Raw genomic sequence first — 19,240 nt, 5'->3', positions numbered from 1 at the left:
CAGTATGACGACCAGTCAGACTGTGGATGGCGCCCGCCCGCGAGGTCCGCTTTCCGGCGTGCTGGTGATTGATCTCACCCATGTCCTGAACGGCCCGTTTGGCACTGCACTGATGGCCGACCTGGGCGCGCGGGTCATCAAGATCGAGCCGCCAGTACACGGTGACGATACCCGCTCCAACCCGCCATATGTGGGGGGAAAATCGCTCTATTTCGCCTGCGTGAACCGGGGCAAGGAGAGCATCGTCCTTGACCTCAAGGCTGAGGAGGATCGCGCGATCTTCCTCAGCATGGTCAAACAGGCCGATGTTCTTACCGAAAACTTCCGGCCCGGCGTGATGGACCGGCTGGGCTTCTCCTACGAGGAACTGGCGAAGATCAATCCGCGGCTGGTTTATGCCTCATCCTCTGGCTTCGGCCATACCGGTCCCCTAGCGACGTTTCCGGCCTACGACACCGTCATCCAGGCGATGAGCGGGCTGATGGATGCGACCGGTTTTCCCGGTGGGCCGCCGACACGGGTGGGCACCTCGATCTCCGACCTGTGCGCGGGCACGTTCATGTACGCCGGGATCACCACCGCGCTCTTCGAGCGCGAGCGATCCGGCAAGGGCGCTCATGTCGATATCGCGATGTTCGATTCTACCCTCGCCTTCATGGAGCATCCGTTCATGGCCTATGCCGCGACGGGCGAAGGGCCGGAGCGGATCGGAAACCGCCATCCATCCATGGCGCCATTCGACGTATTTCAGGCGAAGGACAAGCCGTTCGTCATCTGTTGCGGCAACGACCATTTGTTCAGCCTGTTGGCCAACATGCTCGGCCTTCACGAGCTGATCGACGATCCGCTGTTCAGGACGAACGATGATCGCAACCGCAACGAGGCTGCGCTCAAAACCCGGCTCGAAGCGATCTTCGCTACGCAGGACGCCGCGCACTGGTTGAGCGCGATCCACGATGCGGGTGTGCCAGTCGCCCCGCTGCTTACGGTCGCAGAGGCGGCGACGCTGGAGCAGACGAAAGTGCGCAACATGGTAGTTGAGGCGGGCGGCATGAAGATGCCGGGCAACCCTATCAAGATCTCGGGCTTTCCTGACAGCGACAGGCGCACCGCGGCCCCCGATCTCGACCAGCACGGCGCCAGCCTGCGCGCGGAGTTCGGATCGTGAGCGGTGGGGTGGCAGCGCCTGCCCCGTCGCTGCGACGGGCACTCTTCGGCGTTATCGCACTCACATCGGTGTGCGGCATCGTCGAGGTGATTGGATATACGGACGTAGGGCACATCTACCCTGCGATCATGACCGGAAATACGGTACAGTTGGGCCTGAATTTTGCCTCTTCCAACTGGACGATGTTCTACTCCATCCTCTACGCCATCGGTAGCTTCTTCATCGGCTGCTTCATCTCCGCGCTGGTGCGCAACAAACTGGAGAGCCCGACGGTCGAACTGCTCCTGATGGCGTGCATTCTCGTCGCGGCCAGCGTGGTGCGCCTTTGGCCGGCCCTGCGTTTTCCCGTCGAGTTGCCGCTGCTCGCCTGGGCGCTGAGCATGCAGGGCATCGCGATCTCGCGTTTCGGCGGGGTAAGCCTTCAGACACTGGTCGTCACCAACAACATGGTGAAGTTTTCGGATGCCCTGATTGGGCGCTATGTAGAAGCGCCATCGGACGGCAGCAAGCGTCCCGCGCTACCGGAAGTCGTCCTGCCCGGCGCAGCCTGGCTGACATATTGCATCATGGCCGCCATCGGTACGGTGCTGAACAAATATATGTCGATGCCCTTCGTCGTGCCGGTGGCCCTGCTGGTTGCAGTCGCCGTTGTGCTTCGGCGATACCATCAGAGACCGGTATGAGGCAGCGCTGGGGCGCTTCGCTGATCGCGGTCTCGGCTCTGGTCGCATTCGCCCAACAAGCCCACGCGGACGCTCCCAACCATTTGTTGCAGGCGGTGGGTGACCCGGACGACCTGACACTCAACGCCACGATCCGCTCGCGTGTCGAAACCATAGACGGACAGTTCCGTCCGGCCGATGCGCATCATGACACGTTCGTCTCGCTGCGGACCGATATCTTTGCGGAATATCACCCGGACATCTTCCTGATCGGCGCTGAGCTTCGTGATGCGCGGGGTTATGGCGAGCGAAAAAACTCATCCGTGAGCCCCAGCGACGTCAATGCACTCGAGCCACTTCAAGTCTATGTCGGGTTGTCGCTGCCAAACATGGGAAGCGACGGCAGCCGCACGCAGGTCAAAGTCGGCCGCTTCACGCTGGCACTGGGATCCGAACGCCTGATAGGCAGTCCGGACTATTCCGACAGTGTCAACAGCTACACTGGCATTCTAGAAGATTGGCGAGCCAAATCCGGCGATCGTGTCGTTCTCTTCTGGACAATGCCGAGCACGCGCCTGCCTTCCACGTCCGAAGATCTGCACGACAACGATCCGCATCTTGATCTGGCCAGCCCCAACGTACAGTTCTTCGGCGCCGACCTTACCAAGACGCACGTGCTGAAAGACGTCTCGGTGGAGGCCTATCTTTACGGACTGGCCGAGGCGCGGTCGACGACCCACCCGAACAAGGGGCGGCATCTGCTGACGTACGGTGCCCGAGTCTTCCGCGCGCATACTATAAAAGAGCTCGACTTCGAGATCGAGGCGGCCCGCCAATCCGGGCACGAACGCGCGACCAGCGCTGCAACCGACCGCAACAGCCTCCCGGTCGTAGCCTATCTTGCTCATGCGGAACTCGGATATTCCTTCGCCCTGCCCTGGAGACCGCGCCTGTCGCTCCATGCGGACCTCGCTACCGGGAACGATGCGAACAAAAACCACATAACCCGTTTCGATACCCTATATGGTGCCACGCGCACCGATTTTGGGCCGGCGGGGCTCTACGGACCGCTTACCCGATCGAATATTCGCTCGCTAGGACTCAGGCTGGAAGTGGCGCCGAGCAATCGGGTGAGCGTCTTCGTGATGGCACGTGCATTGCAACTGGATTCTCTAACCGACAGTTTTGCGTCGACCGGCGTTCAGGATAAGATGGGGCGCTCCGGCTCCTATGCGGGAACCCAAATAGAAGAGCAGGTGCGGTACTGGGTGATACCGAGGTTGATACAGGCAGACTTCGGCGCTGCCTTGCTTATGAAGGGAGAGTTTCTGCGCAACGCACCCAACGTTGCCGACAAATACGACACTAAATATATATTTACGAGTATACAATTTAATCTTTAATAATATTTCCGAAATATATATGAAATGCCTTCGCGGAGCAGCATAGACGTCTAAACATATTTATGCGATCCCCGATAAATCAGTTTCGAAGTCTCGCGGTCTGTGTAAACGGTGCCGACATAGGCGACTACGGCTCCCGCGATCACGAATTAGGCGGGTACGGATAAAGGACTGTCGATCAGCACTGTAGCAGGATAGTTTGTCATGAATGATACGGCGCCCCGCGCCCGGAAGACTGCCCCAACCAGCTTCAAGGTCGAGGCTGACGCCACGACCGCCTATTGGCACAAAGGCGCCGGTGACACGCTCCCACCGCCGGACATGACCGGCCCCTATATGCGTAACCGCCCCGCGCCCGTCCAGCCGGTCGCAGGTCGCAAGGCGTGGATCGTCGGCAGTGGTATCGCCGGGCTCGCGGCCGCCTTCTACATGATCCGCGATGGCGGCATAAAGGGCGAAGACATCACCATGCTCGATGCGCTGGACATCGAGGGCGGCTCCCTCGACGGCGCTGGAGATGCGGACGAGGGGTATATCATCCGCGGCGGTCGGGAGATGAACTGGAACTACGACAACTTCTGGGACCTGTTTCAGGACGTGCCGGCCCTCGAACTGCCGGCAGGCTACAGCGTTCTCGACGAATACCGGCTGATCAACGACAACGATCCCAATTTCTCGAAATCCAGGCTCCTGCACAAGCAGGGCCAGATCCGCGACTTCTCGACACTCGGCCTGCGGAAATCGCACCAATGGGAGCTGATCCGACTGCTGCTCAAGCGCAAGGAGGACCTCGACGACGCCACCATCGAGGAATATTTCAGCAAAAGCTTTTTCGAGACCAATTTCTGGTATCTCTGGCGATCGATGTTCGCCTTCGAGAACTGGCAGAGCCTGCTCGAGATGAAGCTCTACATGCATCGTTTTCTCGATGCCATCGACGGGCTGGCCGACATGTCGGCGCTGGTCTTTCCGAAATACAACCAGTTCGACAGTTTCGTCGTACCGCTGATGCGTCTGCTCCGCGACAAGGGCGTCAGGTTGCAGTTCAACACCCGGGTCCACGATCTGGACATGGCGACGGATGCCGGGGCACGGACCGTCACAGCCATGCGTGCCAGCGTCGATGGCAAGGAGACAGTCGTCGCGCTCGGTCCCGACGATGTGGTTTTCGCTCTGACAGGCTCGATGACGGAAGGCACCGCTTACGGCGATCTCGATACCGCCCCGGTGCTCAGGCGTGGCCGTCACGAGCCAGGCGAAGAGAGCGACTGGACGCTGTGGCGCAATCTGGCGCGGAAATCCCCGATCTTCGGCAAACCGGAAAAATTCTACGGCAACGTCGATGGCTCGATGTGGGAATCGGTTACGCTGACCTGCAGGCCCTCCCCCCTGGTTGAGAAGCTCAAGGCGCTTTCGGTCAACGATCCCTATTCCGGCCGGACGGTGACGGGCGGCGTCATTACCTTCACCGACTCGAACTGGGTGCTGAGCTTCACCTGCAACCGCCAGCCGCATTTTCCGACCCAGCCCGAGGACGTGCTGGTGATCTGGGCCTATGCGCTCCTGATGGACAGGGAAGGCAATCATGTGAAGAAGCCGATGCCAGCCTGCACCGGCAGGGAAATACTGGCGGAACTCTGCTATCATCTCGGGATCGTCGGGCAACTGGATGCCGTGGCAGCGAACACGAAAGTGCGCCTGGCGCTGATGCCCTACATCACCGCACAGTTCATGCCGCGCGCGGCAGGCGATCGACCGCACGTCGTTCCCGAAGGCTGTACCAACCTCGGCCTGCTCGGCCAGTTTGTCGAGACCAGCAACGACATCATTTTCACCATGGAAAGTTCGATCCGTACGGCGCGCGTGGCGGTGTATACCCTCCTCGGCCTGCGCAAGCAGGTGGCCGACATCAGTCCGACGCAGTATGATATCAGAACGCTGCTGAAAGCCGCACGCGCGCTGAACAACAGCGAGCCATTTCCGGGCGAGCGGCTCCTGCACCGCTTGCTCGACAAGACATATTTCGCGCACGTCCTCCCGCCGCTACCGGAGGCCGCGGCCGCGAGGCGCGAACATGCCGAAAGCGAACTGGCACAGTTTCTGGGCCGGGGTTCTAAGACGTTCGGGCGCCTGACCGGATGGCTGGATCGATTCCGCGATGAGGTCCGCATGAGACGACGATAGCAATGACCCGAGGATGAGCGCATCTTGGCCACCCTTTGCTGCTACAGCAGTGGGTGGATCGGCCGGCGGATCAGCTTGCGCTGGTTCGACTCGGCTATCGTCTGGTTCGATCCACGAACAATCCGCGTTGCGAGCCCCCTGCGCGCCAACGTCATCCAGCCACTCGCGGATCGACTGAACGAATCCCTATCGTGTGGGGCGATCGTCGCCCATGCCACACCAGCGTACCGGAAATCGATGTTTTGATAGTCCCCCGATTTTGTGGACACGGGTTTAGGCCATTTGCCGTTCGGCCTGTTCCGGGGTCTTGTATCCGAGCGCGGAGTGGATCCGCCGCCGGTTATAATATCCCTCAATTGTGGAAAGGCGCCGAAAGCGGTTTCTGCTCCGAGCGATGTAATAATCTGCAATCCCTCGAGAACAGCGAGCTATGATGGGGCCCCGATCGGTGCCGATCGCCCCCCAACTGCGTGAAACTTAGACACGATTTAAATAGCTTGGACCAGGTCTACCGGGGCGCCGTTTTCGGCGCCGATCCAGTTGGGAGCTATTGACCTGATGAGGTCGTCTAATGGCGGGCCGCAGCGCAAGCAGTTTCGCTCTGCGCATACGCGGCAAGCGCGAGTTCGCCGGTCTGGAGTTAGCCAATGATCCGTAATGCGTGCTCAGGCGGTCGCGCGGGCGATGACACCTTCGCTGTAGCGCGCGTCGCCAATGTCGATGCTGGCGTCGGGGGTGAACGCCTCGGTCGTGATCACAAGGTGGGTGAGACCGGTGAGCTTAAAACTGCCAAGCTTCGTTTCAGCCGGCGCCGCGCCCCCGCGTTCGATGACGATCGCGTCGAGGTAGACGCCACCTTTCTTGCGATACAGGATCTGCGGCGCCGCCCGCATCATTGTGCGGTTGTAGCTCCATCGGACACAGAGATGATGGGCGATCGCCTGCTCGATCAGCGTTTGGGCGTCGAGAGCCGCTTCGTCGGGCGTTTTCGCGCTCAATCGGAGTGAGAGGGTTTTGCGGCGTTCGGTCATGGCCAAAAGCTATTCGTCCCGCTCGGGCGATGCAAGAAACCGTGATGGGCACATGAGGTGTCTGCCATTCAACTTGGCCGATGGCTCTCGGCGCGGTCGCCGTGGATTTTTCCGCTTCGATCCGCTAACTGCGCCAACATGCCCTCAAAAATCTATCTCGCCCATGCGGCGCAGGAACGCGACGCCGCATCCCGGACAAATCTGCCCAACCGCCGCGAGATGCACGAGCGCTCCGCGGCCGTTTGGGAAGAGATGGCGCGCAGCGTGGAGGATACTGCCGAGCGCAAACGCGTGAACATCGAGGCGAAGCGCGCATAACGGTGCGGAACGCTGCGGCAGTGATCGATCGCGCTGCATTGCTTGTCGATGTGTAAACGCTTTCAGCCGTCGTTCCGCGTTTTGACGAACATGCTGTTGAATAGCGCCTCGCTCGCCTGCAGTCCCTCCTCGGTCAGTACCACCGATTTGGCCTTGCCGACCGGGTCTGAGATGAAGCCCTTATCATAGAGACGGCCGAGCGTTTCCCACTCGAAGCCCTTCCACGCCCGCGCACCCCCAAAGGCGCGTTGGTGGACCGTGAGATAGAGCAGCGCCAGCACGGCGTCGTCGATACGGTCGCGATCAATGTCTGCCTCAGCCATGGCTTGTCGCCTATTTGGTCAGATCACCATCTTCGCGCCGATCGCGGCCGCGGATCAAGACCTGGTCTTCGAACCACCTTGGCATTGCCGGACGGTGATCAGGTCGTCGCGGATCACCGGGCACAGCTCGGTGCCGTAGAGAATGTCGGAAAGCGCATCGAACGTCGTCGCCTTCGCGCGATAGGCGCCGGTCCAGCGCGCCTCCCATAGCGCATCGTTCGACTGCAACCTGTACCCGGCACGTTCGGCAACACCGCCCACCGCCTCCAGCACCGTTGCCGCGCGGATGTTGAAGTCCAGGATCGCGGTGGGATCGGCAGGCTGGTGGGGCTCACCGAAATCATAAACCTGCGCGGTCTGGACATAATGGCGATCCACCCATGTGCTGACGCCAAAACCGCCCTCGAAGCCGATCGCGATGAACACTGCCAATTCCCACCAACGTGGCCACGACGAGCGCGTGACATCCGGGCGAACTCGGCCCTCACAGCGGAGTCGGTTCCAGCGGAAGCCCGGACGCACTCTGCGCATTTGTGGCAACGCAGACCGACTGCGGCGTGATGCTGCCGCTACCCATCCCGAAGGCAACGAGAATGGGACGAGCGCACGCGTCGGAGGTTGAAGAGCGCCAAGGTGCTCAGCGCATATCGATGCAACCGCCATCAGCAACGCCTCAACCCGCTCGATGGCCCATGCGAGTTCATCGGCAGCGATCCGGTAATGGTCGCCGTAGCGCGCTTCGACATAGGCGCGGCGGATGCATCCGAACGCCCGTCGCTCGAAGCGGGTGTTGCCCGGCCACGCCGCGCGAAGCCGGTTGTCCCGCTGCTCGGCGAGATCGCGGAGCTCGTGCAAGGCATGCGTTCGCCGGCCGTGCAGCGTTACGGTGTACAGGACGCACTGGTAGAGATGCTCGCAGGCTTGATGCAGCAACAGCGCCGCCATGGCGCTCTGTCCGGCGTCGCGGAAGAAGCGCGCACCGGCGAGGAACGCCCTGCCCTTCGGAAACCATTTGTCGAAAGCGCGACGCGCCCGCGCATGGCGCTCGGCGTCGGCCATGTGACGCGGCGTCGCCAGCGGCCTGTCGCTGAACCGGTAGAGGGCCACCCCGCCTTCTGCGATCGCCGTGAAGAACGGTACGCCATTCACGAGCGCGCCGTTGAATGCAGCGAGGCTGGACAATGTCAGCCGAACCGGCCGACGCAGCGTGCCGCCCTGCCAGCCGCGATACAGCCGATCGATGGCGAAGCGCCAGTAACGGTGGGCATCGGCGAGCTCCTCGTGATTGACGACGACGAGTATGTCGAAGGCGACGATGCTTTCGCCGGTTTCGCTAGCGTTCCAGTCGGGATCGGCAAAGGCACCGAACAGGATCAGCTTGAGGATGCGACCGGCCTTGCGGTGCGCGGCCTGCTTGCCGGACATCGCCTCGGCAAACTCCTCGAACAGGATGTGGGTGGCGTGGTCCAGTTCCTCCTGCACGGCATAGGGCAGATGGTCGAGGTCGGTGCGCATCACCCGTCCTCCCCGCTAGGGGGCACGCCGCTATCTGCAGCCCTGTCGTAGAGGATCACCCCGCCGTCATATTGGTCGGTCAGGAAGCGATTGCGGGCTTGCCGCAGCCGATCGATCTCATCGATGGTGAAGACCGACAGCGTGATCTCTGCTCGACCGCGCAGTGCCATCGCCACGGCACGCTGGGCGAGACCCCAATAGCGGTTCTTGCCCTTATAGGCCGCGTGATCGACGAACGCCCACAGATCATAGCCGTTGATCTCGCCCTTCTCACGATATGGGCGATCGCCGGGCCTGGCATATGGCCCAACCAGCATGATCTGGTGAATGGTGCCACGCTTTGGCGCACGCCGCCTGTGGCTGATGAAATGGGCACGCAGTAGACGCACCGCGCGCTCGATCTCCACCTGCTTTCGCGGGATGAGATGGCCGATGCGCGCCATGGTTCGCCGGCGCCCCTCCCCAGCCGCCCGCGTAAACGCGGTATCGTCCGTCATGGCCGCCTCCTCTGCTCCGCGAGGCGGCGCGCGATCCAGCGGACATCGGCGAGGATGGAAACGATGGCGTGGTCATCGCTATCACCTTCGTCGCGGACCAGTTCGAGCTTGCGGATGACGGCGCCGAGGTCTGGCGCGGGGGTGTGAAGCAGCGCCAGCCCCGCCCCATGGGCGATCGTGCCAAGCCGCTTCTCTTCGGCGGTGGCGGCTTCGAGCGTGGCATGAATTTGGCGAGCGCGGTCTTCTGAAATGGGTTTGCCGTCGCGGTGCTCGGCCACCGCCGCAAAATAGTCGCGGTCTGCATCACGGAAGGTGGCAGACGCCGGCAGGAACGCGGCTTGCCCGGCCTCGTAGCTCGCCAACGCTTCTGCCCAGGTCCCGGCACTCTTTCCTTTTCTCGAAATGGGATCGTCGCGCTTGGCGCGATAGAGCGTGATACTGGAGCGCATACGCTCGAGGATATACTCGTCGCCGTTACGCTTGCCGGCTTTCAAGGCGGCGGCAGACGTGAACGACAGGTTGACCCTGCATCGGTCGCCCAGTTCCGCTTCGAGCCGAGCCGTGGTCGCCTGCCACAGGCGTTTGCGGCTCAGCAGGCGATCGTTGACGATGATCCAGACGTCATAAGCCGGGGTGGTCAGCGGATCCTCTTCCTCCCCCCACGTCCGCCTGGCATAGCGACCGGTCAGCATGATCTTCGTGATCCGCGGCTTCGGATGCAAAATGCCGGCGCCGTCAAAGCTCACCCGGATTATGCGCGTGATATGCTCGATATCCCTGCGCTGGCTTCGGCTCAGGTGACCAACCCGCGCCATCAACGCTTCGGGGTTGTAGATCTCGTTATAAAAAGGACCGGTAGCGTACATGCGCACCTCCGCACCCACTGATCGATTCGGTTAGACCATCAACCAAAGTTTCTCGCTTATTCCCAGTAAGCGGTGCCGCTTATGCAGGTCTTAGTGGATAAATGTCAATAAGCGGTGCCGCTTATCCAGCTTGCGGTTGAAAGCCGGCTAGGGTTGGATACCAAGCCGGAATGGGAAGACCGCCGCTCGGAGTAAAATCGACAAACGTCCGACTGCCAGACGGGCTTGCCGGGCGCATTGATGCATTGGTCGGACCGAAGCGCCGCGCCGCGTTCATACGGGAAGTGCTTGAACGCGAAGTTGAGCGTCTGGAGCGGGTGCAAACCCTGCGAACCCCGTAATCGCCCCAGTATAAAAGCACTTGTCTGACGTGCAAATGAACCGCGCCGGGTTTGCCGGAGGCTCCAACTCCTGAGAAGGTGGAGCCTGTATGAGCAAGACGACGAACAAATTTGCGCCTGAGGTCCGCGAGCGGGCGGTGCGGATGGTTGTCGATCACGAGCGCGATTATCCCTCTCGCTGGGCGGCGGTGGTTTCGATCGCGGGAAAGATCGGCTGCGTTCCGCAGACGCTTCATGAGTGGGTGAAGAAGGCCGAGGTCGACAGCGGCAAGCGGGCGGGCGTCCCGACAGAGGTTGCCGACAAGGTGAAGGCGTTGGAGCGCGAGGTCCGCGAACTGCGACAGGCCAACGAGATCCTGCGCAAGGCGTCAGCGTATTTTGCTCAGGCGGAGCTCGACCGCCCGTTCCGGCGATGATCGCCTTCATTGACGATCACCGCGATGCCTATGGGGTCGAGCCGATCTGCCGCGTTCTGCCGATCGCCCCATCCACCTATCACGAGCGCGTCGCGCAGCGACAGGATCCAACACGCCTATCGGCGCGGGCGCAGCGGGATGTCGCCCTGAAGCCGGAGATCGCGCGCGTGTTCGCCGAGAACTTCGCGGTCTACGGCGTGCGCAAGGTCTGGCGGCAGATGATGCGGGAAGGCTTTCCGGTCGCCCGCTGTACTGTCGCGCGGTTGATGCGAGAGATGGGCTTGGCAGGAGTGATCCGGGGCAAGCCGGTGCGCACGACCATCAGCGACAAAGCGGCGCCGTGCCCACTCGATCACGTCAACCGCCGGTTCTACGCGCCGGCGCCGAACATGCTGTGGGTGTCGGACTTCACCTATGTCGCGACCTGGGCGGGGTTCGTCTACGTCGCCTTCGTCATCGACACCTATGCCAGGCGGATCGTCGGCTGGCGGGCCAGCAGGACGGCGCATGCCAGCTTCGTTCTCGATGCCTTGGAGCAGGCGCTTCATGATCGCCGGCCGGCTCATCGGGGCGGCCTCATCCATCATAGCGACCGCGGGTCGCAATACGTGTCCATCAAGTACACCGAGCGCCTTGCCGAAGCCGGGATCGAGCCGTCGGTCGGCAGTGTCGGAGACAGCTACGACAACGCTTTGGCCGAGACGATCAACGGCCTCTACAAGGCCGAAGTGATCCATAGGCGTGGGCCGTGGCGCAGTTTCGAAGCCGTCGAATACGCCACGCTCGAATGGGTCGACTGGTTCAACCATCGTCGGCTGCTGGAGCCTATCGGCAACATCCCGCCTGCCGAAGCCGAAGATCAATATTATGCTGCCGCAGACACCATCGATATGGCAGCGTGACTCACAACCCAACGCCTCCGGTAAACCCGGGGCGGTTCATTCCGCTGATCGAATCGACGAACTCATTCACGACGGCTGGCGAGAGCCGTCGCCTCTCAGCCGTGTGCGCAACTCGAGCGGGGGAGGATCATCAATCCCTTGGTGAGGCCTTGGAGATCCAGACCGCACATGATATCGCGCGGCCGGCCTCACGGCTTTTGTTGTGCCGCAGTGTTTTCAACGGGCAGCCTCACAGTGAAGGTGCTGCCTTTGCCGTGCCCCTCGCTTTTGACAGCGATCGAGCCGTTATGAAGCGCGACCAATTGATGGACGAGCGCGAGCCCAATACCTAGGCCGCCGGCCGATTGTTCGCGATGCGCGTCAACCTGAGCAAAAATCTGAAAGATTTGCGACTGCATCTCCGGGGGAATGCCCATCCCATTGTCTGCCACATCGATCTGGACGTGGCCGTCCGCTTGACGTGCCGTAAGCGATACGGACCCGCCCGGCAGAGTATATTTGGCGGCGTTGTTGAGCAGATTGGACACCACCTGTGCCAACCTCGTATGGTCGGCCTCCAACCATATAGGCTCATCCGGGATGGCTACGGTGAATTCGTGACCCGCGGCCTCCAATTTGGGCTGACCGGCTTCGATCGCGGACTGCAAAATCGTTGCGAGTTCGATCGGTTGCTTCTGGAGCGAGATCTTGCCCTCGCTGATCCGTGCGATATCGAGGAGATCCTCGACCAGGCGCGACAGATGGAAGAGCTGCCGATCCATCTGCATGCAGATCGCGGCCGCCCGATCTGGCGATTGAGCTTTCTGAAGAAGATGAACCCCGGCACCGAGCGCTGCCACCGGATTACGAAGCTCGTGCCCCAGCACGGCGAGGAACTCGTCCTTGCGCCGATCGGCATCGCGGAGGGCTTGGCTGACCTCGGCCAGCTTGTCGCGTTGAGAGGCTATCTCCTGGCGCTGACGATAGAGATCGAAAAAGATGGTCGCCTTGCTACGGAGAATATCAGCCTCGATCGGCTTCTGGATAAAATCGACCGCGCCGGCTTCATAGCCCCGAAAGCGCCGTTGCTGATCTGCACTGCCGGCTGTCACAAAAATGATCGGGATATGCCGCGTGCGCTCGCTGCCGCGCAAAAACTCTGCCAATTCGAAACCGTCCATCCCCGGCATCTGCACGTCGAGCAACGCCAGCGCCACGTCGTGTCGGAGCAGAAGTTCGAGCGCATCTTCTCCAGAACGGGCCTTTAATATGGTCAAATCCTCGCGCTTGAGAAGCGCTTCCAGCGAGACAAGATTCTCCTCCAGATCATCGACGAGAAGAAACGATACCTTACCAAGATCGGCCGTCATGCCGGGCATACTCTCAACAAATGGGCTGCGATCTCGCCAAGTGCTAGCACATGGGCTTTCGGGCATGCTTTGAGCGCTTCCTCTGGCATCGTACCCGCATAGGCATCGGCAGGGTTTTCGACGATGGCGGTGCCACCGCTTTCGCAGATCGCCCTCAATCCCTGCGCGCCGTCAGGATTGGCCCCCGTAAGAACGATCCCAACGACGTTCGGCCCATAGGCGTCGGCGGCGCTTTCGAAAAGGACGTCGACCGAGGGGCGCGAATACAGCACCTCCTCATCGCTTGAAAGCGATAGCGATCCATCCGCTTCGACGAGCAGATGATAGCCTGGCGGCGCAAAGTAGATGGTCCCCGCCATTGCAGGCTCCTTATCCTCGGCCTCGCGGACAAGCATCCGACACTTCGCCTGAAACAAGGGGGCCAGCATGTTTCGGCGATCGGCCGGAACATGGACGACGATGAGAACCGGAACGGGGAAGTCCGCCGGAAGCTCGGGGAGGATTTGCGAGAGTGCCTGCAGCGCGCCGGCCGAGGCTCCGATGACCACGGCACGTGGTAAAACGCCGCTCATTGCTCCCGCCTCTGGTAAATCTTCTCCTCGCGGACAAAATCGGTGAAGGCGTCGGCGTGGCGGGAAAAGCGCAGATTTTCCTTGGAACCAAGGCCGAGAAAGCCGTTGCGCATGAGTGAGTCATTGAACAAACCGATGGCACGATCCTGCAACTCGCGATTGAAGTAGATCATCACGTTACGGCAGGAAACAAACTGCATCTCGCCGAAAACGGCATCGGTGACGAGGCTATGATCGGAAAACACAACGCGATCACGCAGGCTCTTGTCGAAAACCGCATTACCATAAGCACTCGTGTAATAGTCCGACAGCGACGATTTGCCGCCGGAAGCTCGGTGATTCTCAGTGAAAGTGCGGATGCGATCGAGCGAATAGATACCGCGGGAAGCGGCCGCCAGGGCCTCCTCGCTGATATCCGTCGCGTAGAAGAGGGTCCGGTCTTCCAAGCCCTCCTCCCGAAAGAGGATGACGTAGGAGTATAGCTCCTCGCCGGCGCTACAACCCGCAACCCACAATTTAAGCGAAGGATAGGTCCGCAAATGCGGCACCACCTTCTCACGGATCGTCCGGAAGAAGCTTGGGTCGCGGAACATCTCGCTGACCTGGACGGTGAGATATCCGAGCAGCCGTGGCAGCATGTCGTCGTCGTGCAGAAGATGCTCCTGCAACGCCGAGAAGTTCGCAAAGCCCAGCTGATCACGGGCCTGCCGCAGCCGTCGCCGGATCGAAGCCTGGGCATAATCACGAAAATCATAGTGGAAGCGTTGATAAAGCGCTTCCAGCAGAAGCCGGATTTCGATGTCTTCGATGATGTCGGACATGGCGTCAGCGCGGCATCCAGACGCGGACGAGCGAGAGTAGCTTGTCCACATCCAGTGGTTTGGCCATGTAGTCGCTCGCACCGGCCTCAACACATTGCTTCTGATCATCCGGCATGGCCTTTGCCGTGAGCGTGATGATCGGCAGCTTCTTCCACCGCGAGTCCTTGCGGATTTCACGTGTCGCGGTGAGGCCATCCATTACCGGCATCATCACGTCCATGAGGACGAGGTCGATCGCATCGCCGCCTGCTTCGACTGCCTTGTCGAGCGCTTCGATCGCCTCGCGGCCGTTCCGGGCGATCTCGATCACGGCGCCACGAGGCTCGAGGATGTTGGTCAGCGAGTAGATGTTACGGACATCATCCTCGACCACGAGGATGCGACGCCCTTCCAGCAAGGCGTCGCGGTTGCGGGCTTTCTGGATCATCTTCTGCTGCTCGGGCGGCAGATCGGTCACCACCTGGTGAAGGAACAGCGACACCTCATCGAGCAGCCGCTCGGGGGAACGCGCGCCCTTGATGATGATAGAATCCGAATAGCGACGCAGCTTCTGCTCGTCTTGCGCCGTTAGGTCCCGCCCTGTGTAGACGATGACCGGTGGGAAGCCATGGCTGCCGTCCTCATGCAATTTTTCCAGCAGTGCATAGCCGGACGCATCGGGCAGGCTGAGGTCCAGCACCATGCAGTCGAACGTCTCATCGCGCAGCCGCTCCAGACACTCGGCGGCGGTCGAAGCGCCGACCGTCTCGACATCGTTTGAGGAAAGCAGCTTGGAGACAGCATCCTGCTGGACCGGATCGTCCTCGACGATCAGTACACGCCTGACGCTGCGCGAAAGCTTAGCCGACAGCGCCTCCAGCACGTCGGCCAATTCCTCGCGTTTGACCGGCTTCACAAGGTAGCCGATCGCGCCCAGCGCAAGGGCGGTTTGACTGTGGTCGGCACCGGACACGACATGCACCGGAATATGCCGGGTCGCCACGTCTGCCTTCAAACGGTCGAGTACGGCCAGGCCAGACTGATCCGGCAGGCCGACATCGAGCACAACGGCGCTCGGCTTATATTGACGCGCGAGCTGAAGTGCCTCCTCCGCCGTGCCCGCGACAAGACACTGAAAGCTCATTTCATGGGCAAGGTCGCGAACAATGCCGGCGAAGCTCGCATCATCCTCGACGACGAGAAGGACGCGCTTCCCGGATCCGAGAACGTTACGATCATCCGCGACGCGGCGCGGCAGCATGGCCGGTTTTGCGGAAGCTGTCGGTCGTGACGCGTTCTCGGACACAGCCGCAGGACGCGCTGTGGGCTCTTCGCGTGCTGCGACAAGCGACGGATCGTAGGCGATCGGGATATCAAGGGTGAAGCGGCTGCCTTCACCTGCTTTGCTGCGAAGGGAAATGCTGCCGCCGAGTAGGCGCGCCAGCTCGCGCGAGATCGACAAGCCGAGCCCTGTGCCGCCATATTTCCGGCTGATCGTTCCATCCGCCTGATGGAACGCCTCAAAGATCGCGCGCTGCTGATCCTCGGCGATACCAATGCCGGTATCGGCGACGGTGAGGGTGACCCGATCACCATGGCAGGCGATCTTCAACGTGACGCCGCCCGTCTCGGTGAACTTGAACGCATTGGACAGCAGGTTCTTCAGAATCTGGTCCAGCCGCTGCCGATCCGTGTCGATCGCCTCGGGACATCCGTCGTCTACCTCAATATCGATCTTAAGGCCGCGCTCGTCGGCAATGGGCTGGAACAGCCGACGCATATCCGCGCCGAAACCCTTCAGCGGCACCGTCTCAGGGCGAACCTCGACGTGGCCGGCCTCGATTTTCGACAGATCGAGGATGTCATTGATCAGTGTCAGCAGGTCATTGCCCGACGACTGGATGGTCTGAGCAAATTTGACCTGCTCGTCCGACAGATTGCCGTCGCGATTGTCGCCAAGCAGCTTGGAGAGGATGAGCAACGAATTAAGGGGCGTGCGCAGCTCGTGCGACATGTTGGCGAGGAAGTCCGACTTATATCGGCTGGCCTGCTCAAGCTCGCGCGCCTTCAGTTCGACGACCGAATTCGACTTGGCAAGATCGTCGCGCTGGGTTTCGAGCTGCTGAGCCTGCTCCTCAAGTTGCGCATTGGTCTGCTCGAGCTCGATCTGTTGCTGTTCGAGGCGCGCCTGCGATTCCTTGAGCGCCCTGCCCTGCTCCTCCAGCTCTTCGTTGGAAACCCGTAGTTCCTCGCTCTGGACCTGCAGCTCTTCCGATTGCCGCTGCGTCTCCTCGAGCAGGTTCTGCAGCTCGGTGCGGAAGCGCGCCGATCGAAGCGCCGTCCCGATCGCAATCGACGCCTGATCGAGAAAAGCCAGGACATGGTCACCGACAGGTTGCAGAAATCCGAGTTCAATTACGCCCTGAACGATTTCGTCGGCACAGGCTGGCGAGATGGTGAGATGCCGGGGCTTTGCCTGACCGAGGGCGGATCCGATGGCCAGATAGTCGTCCGGGATATCGGACACGACGACAGCCTCGCGATCGGTAGCGACGCGGCCGAGCAAACCATCGCCAATGGCGAAACGCTCGACGATTCGCGCGTCCGCAGGGACACCATGCGTCGCCACCCGACGATAATGGTTGCCTTCGCCGGCAAACAACACCCCGCCATGCGCGCCAAGATAATGGGTTAAGAACGAAAGGACGCTGTCACCCAATCGATCCGTGGCAGGATCTCCCAACATAGCGGATGCGAGCTCTGCCTGCCCGAACTGCAGCCACTGCTGACGCTCGCGCGCCAAAGCCACACGGCGAATCAGGAAACCGACGAGAAGAGTGAGGGCGACCCCGAGCAGGCAGGATGCGACGCCGCTGACCCAGGCCGTACGATACGCACCGGCCATGTCGTCCAGGCGGACTTGCCGAAGCCGTGCCTCCTCCTGCTGCATCTCATCGAGCTGGGTGCGAATCGCGTCCATCTCGACCTTGCCTCGGTCGGTTAGAACAACTGCCAGTGCCGCCGCAGAACCAGCGCTGCGACGCAGATCAATGGTCTGCTTCAGTTCAGCGAGCTTAGCCTCGACGTGCCGGCGCAGCAGCACAAGCCTCTGCTGCTGAGTGCCATTGTCCCGCGTGAGCGCTCCGATCTGATTAAGTTTAGGGCCGGTGCGCTCGAGCGCCTCGTTATAGGGCGCGAGATATTGTTCTCGGCTCGTCAGAAGGAAGCCGCGCTGACCCGTCTCCGCGTCCTGCACGGAGGACAGGAGCTCGTCGAGCGACGAGATGACCTCGTGCGAATGCTGGATCTGGGCGGCGTCATCCCGAAGCGTCTTGATGTTCGAGATCGCGACCCAGCCGCTGGCGATGAAGAACAAGATGACTAGCGCTAACCCTGCGGCCGTTCGCGAATCGAAACCTGATTTCGGCGCGGCCGCGGAACGCGGAACGGTCGTCAATGGCATTCACCCCTCGATATCAGAGGCCCCCCTCAACCCTGCATATCGACGAAGCCCACGCCTGTGGCAAAGGGTTTTGTGAGGAACGCGCCGACGTAATCTCGTCCAACAGGAGCGAGCCTAAAACATATGATACAAACGTAGATCTGTTAAACGTGCGAGGCGAGTGATCAGGACATATCTGGAGGATACCGCTTTATATCCAACTTATGCTTCGGCGATCATTTAATCAACATCTTGCACGATACGCGCCCCCTCCTCCGCGAAGCATCGCTCCGACATTTTTAATCGCCTTCCGATTGCCCTGCAAGATCGTAGCGGCATCCGCCAGCCCTGCCCAGGCGGCCGGACTGTCGACCTTCAGCAGCTGCGTCCCCGCCTGCCACATGGATGGCGCACTCATCGCCCGCACCGCCATCCGCTCCGAAGATGCCAGCTTTCGGGCATGCTCCGCGAGACGACGCCCGGTACTATGGACCATAGCAACATTCCGGCGACCGCGCTCCCGCCGCAGCCCCAGAGAAGCCGCCGCCGCTGCTCCCGGATTGTCGCCGCCGTGCCGACCAGCGCCTCCATGTTTCGCGCGGCCCGATCGATCCGATCCCTTGCCTGCGCGATCGTCGCGCTATCAGCCTTCCGCGCCGTTTCACCAGGAGCGACGATCCGCGACGACATAGCCTCGGGCGAGAGCCCCAGCGCGGGTTGTCGGGTTATGCCCTCGACGGCTTTGCGCATCTTTTCGAGACTGACGCTGATCTGGCCGAGCGTAATGCTCTGATCGTTTGCGGCGACCAGCTTGTGGACCTCGCCCACCTCGCTTTCCAGGCGAGAGAAAGCCGCCGTTGCCGGATCGACCTGACCGTCCTGATGCTGTGCGTTCTCCATGGTCCTTCCTTTTACAAATCTATCCCGCGCCCCCAGCCCAGTCCGATACCCGCGCTGCTGGCCAGGTCGTGGGCGAGCCGACGGCCGGTCTCGATCTCGATCCCGAGCGCCTGCCGGCGATTGCGCAGGATCGTGATCCCGCGCCGTGCGGCGAATTGCGCGGCTGGATCGGCGCGTTCGTAGTCGCTCGCCATATCCTTGGCGCGATCGCGTGACAGCGTGCGGACCAGCCGCCCCTTGGTATCGAACGACACGGAGCGGCCAACGTCGGTGCGCACCGCCATGTGCCGGTCGCTGACCTGCTCGATCGTGCCGTTCTTCACCTCCAGGCTGCGCTCGTTGCGCTGGAACATGACCCGGTCGCCGGATGCAAAATGCCGCTCGCCGCGCTCGATCTGAAGGGCGACTTGGTCGTCCAGTTCTCCGGCATCGCGAAGCCTGCTCCGCATCGCCTTGTTGAAGTCGCGGACCTCGGCATTAGTATAGGTGAGAATGATGCGGCTGACCTACCCGCGCCATCAGCGCTTCGGGGTTGTAGATCGCGTCGTAGA

General features: G+C 61.3%; 16 protein-coding genes, 1 pseudogene and 1 other annotated feature. Of the genes and pseudogenes, 6 read left to right on the top strand and 11 right to left on the bottom strand.

Going from position 1 to position 19,240, the window contains the following annotated elements; genetic code table 11:
• Positions 1-4 precede the first annotated feature (4 nt).
• From yfdE to PBT88_RS10550, 4 genes are all read left to right on the top strand, one after another.
• A complete protein-coding gene (yfdE, locus tag PBT88_RS10565; RefSeq protein WP_270079123.1) occupies positions 5-1,168 on the top strand; it encodes a CoA:oxalate CoA-transferase in 1,164 nt (387 codons plus the stop codon).
• Positions 1,165-1,851: a YoaK family protein gene (locus tag PBT88_RS10560; protein WP_270079122.1), complete on the top strand. Its 687-nt coding sequence runs from the start codon at positions 1,165-1,167 to the stop codon at positions 1,849-1,851. Before yfdE ends, PBT88_RS10560 begins: the two co-directional genes overlap by 4 nt.
• Positions 1,848-3,233: an alginate export family protein gene (locus PBT88_RS10555; protein ID WP_270079121.1), complete on the top strand. Its 1,386-nt coding sequence runs from the start codon at positions 1,848-1,850 to the stop codon at positions 3,231-3,233. Before PBT88_RS10560 ends, PBT88_RS10555 begins: the two co-directional genes overlap by 4 nt.
• Before the next feature lie 204 nt (positions 3,234-3,437).
• On the top strand, positions 3,438-5,417 hold the full coding sequence (locus PBT88_RS10550) for an oleate hydratase (protein WP_270079120.1): 1,980 nt from the start codon (positions 3,438-3,440) through the stop codon (positions 5,415-5,417).
• Positions 5,418-6,082: 665 nt separating this feature from the next.
• Here the strand turns inward: PBT88_RS10550 and PBT88_RS10545 are convergent.
• Positions 6,083-6,448 (bottom strand): hypothetical protein, encoded by a 366-nt coding sequence (locus tag PBT88_RS10545; protein ID WP_270079119.1) that lies wholly within the window; start codon positions 6,446-6,448, stop codon positions 6,083-6,085.
• A 138-nt stretch (positions 6,449-6,586) separates the two neighbouring features.
• Here PBT88_RS10545 and PBT88_RS10540 point away from each other — a divergent pair, with 138 nt between their 5' ends.
• The gene (locus PBT88_RS10540; RefSeq protein WP_270079118.1) at positions 6,587-6,766 is read left to right on the top strand and encodes a hypothetical protein; all 180 of its coding nucleotides are present in this window, start codon (positions 6,587-6,589) and stop codon (positions 6,764-6,766) included.
• A gap of 62 nt (positions 6,767-6,828) precedes the next feature.
• On the opposite strand, the gene PBT88_RS10535 is transcribed toward PBT88_RS10540, so the two are convergent.
• From PBT88_RS10535 to PBT88_RS10520, 4 genes are read right to left on the bottom strand one after another with little or no spacing between them, the layout of a single operon-like run.
• Positions 6,829-7,089, bottom strand: a complete 261-nt coding sequence (locus PBT88_RS10535) for a DUF6429 family protein (protein ID WP_270079117.1) — start codon at positions 7,087-7,089, stop codon at positions 6,829-6,831.
• 54 nt (positions 7,090-7,143) lie between these two features.
• A complete protein-coding gene (locus tag PBT88_RS10530) occupies positions 7,144-8,604 on the bottom strand; it encodes a HEPN domain-containing protein (RefSeq protein WP_270079116.1) in 1,461 nt (486 codons plus the stop codon).
• Positions 8,604-9,101: a hypothetical protein gene (locus PBT88_RS10525; protein ID WP_270079115.1), complete on the bottom strand. Its 498-nt coding sequence runs from the start codon at positions 9,099-9,101 to the stop codon at positions 8,604-8,606. Before PBT88_RS10525 ends, PBT88_RS10530 begins: the two co-directional genes overlap by 1 nt.
• Positions 9,098-9,967: a hypothetical protein gene (locus PBT88_RS10520; protein ID WP_270079114.1), complete on the bottom strand. Its 870-nt coding sequence runs from the start codon at positions 9,965-9,967 to the stop codon at positions 9,098-9,100. The genes PBT88_RS10525 and PBT88_RS10520 overlap by 4 nt, the downstream gene beginning before the upstream one ends.
• Before the next feature lie 430 nt (positions 9,968-10,397).
• On the opposite strand from PBT88_RS10520, the gene PBT88_RS10515 reads away from it, so the two are divergent.
• Positions 10,398-11,626, top strand: a protein-coding gene (locus PBT88_RS10515) for an IS3 family transposase (protein WP_270077083.1) whose coding sequence is annotated in 2 segments (ribosomal slippage) — positions 10,398-10,686 and positions 10,686-11,626 — 1,230 coding nt in all. Because the reading frame shifts where the segments join, the coding sequence is not laid out codon by codon here.
• Positions 10,679-10,795, top strand: a sequence feature (AL1L pseudoknot). (Overlaps the previous gene by 117 nt.)
• A gap of 188 nt (positions 11,627-11,814) precedes the next feature.
• On the opposite strand, the gene PBT88_RS10510 is transcribed toward PBT88_RS10515, so the two are convergent.
• The 6 genes and pseudogenes from PBT88_RS10510 to PBT88_RS10485 form a co-directional block, all read right to left on the bottom strand.
• The gene (locus tag PBT88_RS10510; protein WP_270079113.1) at positions 11,815-12,975 is read right to left on the bottom strand and encodes a hybrid sensor histidine kinase/response regulator; all 1,161 of its coding nucleotides are present in this window, start codon (positions 12,973-12,975) and stop codon (positions 11,815-11,817) included.
• Complete coding sequence (locus PBT88_RS10505; RefSeq protein WP_270079112.1) at positions 12,972-13,547, bottom strand: chemotaxis protein CheB; 576 nt, start codon at positions 13,545-13,547, stop codon at positions 12,972-12,974. Before PBT88_RS10505 ends, PBT88_RS10510 begins: the two co-directional genes overlap by 4 nt.
• Positions 13,544-14,368, bottom strand: coding sequence for a CheR family methyltransferase (locus PBT88_RS10500; RefSeq protein WP_270079111.1), 825 nt, complete (start codon positions 14,366-14,368; stop codon positions 13,544-13,546). The genes PBT88_RS10505 and PBT88_RS10500 overlap by 4 nt, the downstream gene beginning before the upstream one ends.
• Positions 14,369-14,372: 4 nt before the next feature.
• Positions 14,373-17,810, bottom strand: a complete 3,438-nt coding sequence (locus PBT88_RS10495) for a response regulator (protein WP_270079110.1) — start codon at positions 17,808-17,810, stop codon at positions 14,373-14,375.
• Positions 17,811-18,203: 393 nt separating this feature from the next.
• A complete protein-coding gene (locus PBT88_RS10490) occupies positions 18,204-18,689 on the bottom strand; it encodes a DUF6118 family protein (protein WP_270079109.1) in 486 nt (161 codons plus the stop codon).
• Positions 18,690-18,820: 131 nt separating this feature from the next.
• Positions 18,821-19,192, bottom strand: a pseudogene (locus tag PBT88_RS10485) (Ti-type conjugative transfer relaxase TraA); the annotation flags it as partial.
• Positions 19,193-19,240 lie beyond the last annotated feature (48 nt).

This window comes from Sphingomonas abietis (assembly GCF_027625475.1).
Classification (GTDB): domain Bacteria; phylum Pseudomonadota; class Alphaproteobacteria; order Sphingomonadales; family Sphingomonadaceae; genus Solisphingomonas; species Solisphingomonas abietis.
This window is presented reverse-complemented; position numbering and strand designations above follow the sequence as displayed.

Bases quoted from the DNA above. Each gene is read 5' to 3' on its own strand.
- yfdE (WP_270079123.1), top strand. From the start codon at position 5: ATGACGACCAGTCAGACTGTGGATGGCGCCCGCCCGCGAGGTCCGCTT.
- PBT88_RS10555 (WP_270079121.1), top strand. From the start codon at position 1,848: ATGAGGCAGCGCTGGGGCGCTTCGCTGATCGCGGTCTCGGCTCTGGTC.
- PBT88_RS10550 (WP_270079120.1), top strand. From the start codon at position 3,438: ATGAATGATACGGCGCCCCGCGCCCGGAAGACTGCCCCAACCAGCTTC.
- PBT88_RS10545 (WP_270079119.1), bottom strand. From the start codon at position 6,448: ATGACCGAACGCCGCAAAACCCTCTCACTCCGATTGAGCGCGAAAACG.
- PBT88_RS10540 (WP_270079118.1), top strand. From the start codon at position 6,587: ATGCCCTCAAAAATCTATCTCGCCCATGCGGCGCAGGAACGCGACGCC.
- PBT88_RS10535 (WP_270079117.1), bottom strand. From the start codon at position 7,089: ATGGCTGAGGCAGACATTGATCGCGACCGTATCGACGACGCCGTGCTG.
- PBT88_RS10530 (WP_270079116.1), bottom strand. From the start codon at position 8,604: ATGCGCACCGACCTCGACCATCTGCCCTATGCCGTGCAGGAGGAACTG.
- PBT88_RS10525 (WP_270079115.1), bottom strand. From the start codon at position 9,101: ATGACGGACGATACCGCGTTTACGCGGGCGGCTGGGGAGGGGCGCCGG.
- PBT88_RS10520 (WP_270079114.1), bottom strand. From the start codon at position 9,967: ATGTACGCTACCGGTCCTTTTTATAACGAGATCTACAACCCCGAAGCG.
- PBT88_RS10510 (WP_270079113.1), bottom strand. From the start codon at position 12,975: ATGACGGCCGATCTTGGTAAGGTATCGTTTCTTCTCGTCGATGATCTG.
- PBT88_RS10505 (WP_270079112.1), bottom strand. From the start codon at position 13,547: ATGAGCGGCGTTTTACCACGTGCCGTGGTCATCGGAGCCTCGGCCGGC.
- PBT88_RS10500 (WP_270079111.1), bottom strand. From the start codon at position 14,368: ATGTCCGACATCATCGAAGACATCGAAATCCGGCTTCTGCTGGAAGCG.
- PBT88_RS10495 (WP_270079110.1), bottom strand. From the start codon at position 17,810: ATGCCATTGACGACCGTTCCGCGTTCCGCGGCCGCGCCGAAATCAGGT.
- PBT88_RS10490 (WP_270079109.1), bottom strand. From the start codon at position 18,689: ATGGAGAACGCACAGCATCAGGACGGTCAGGTCGATCCGGCAACGGCG.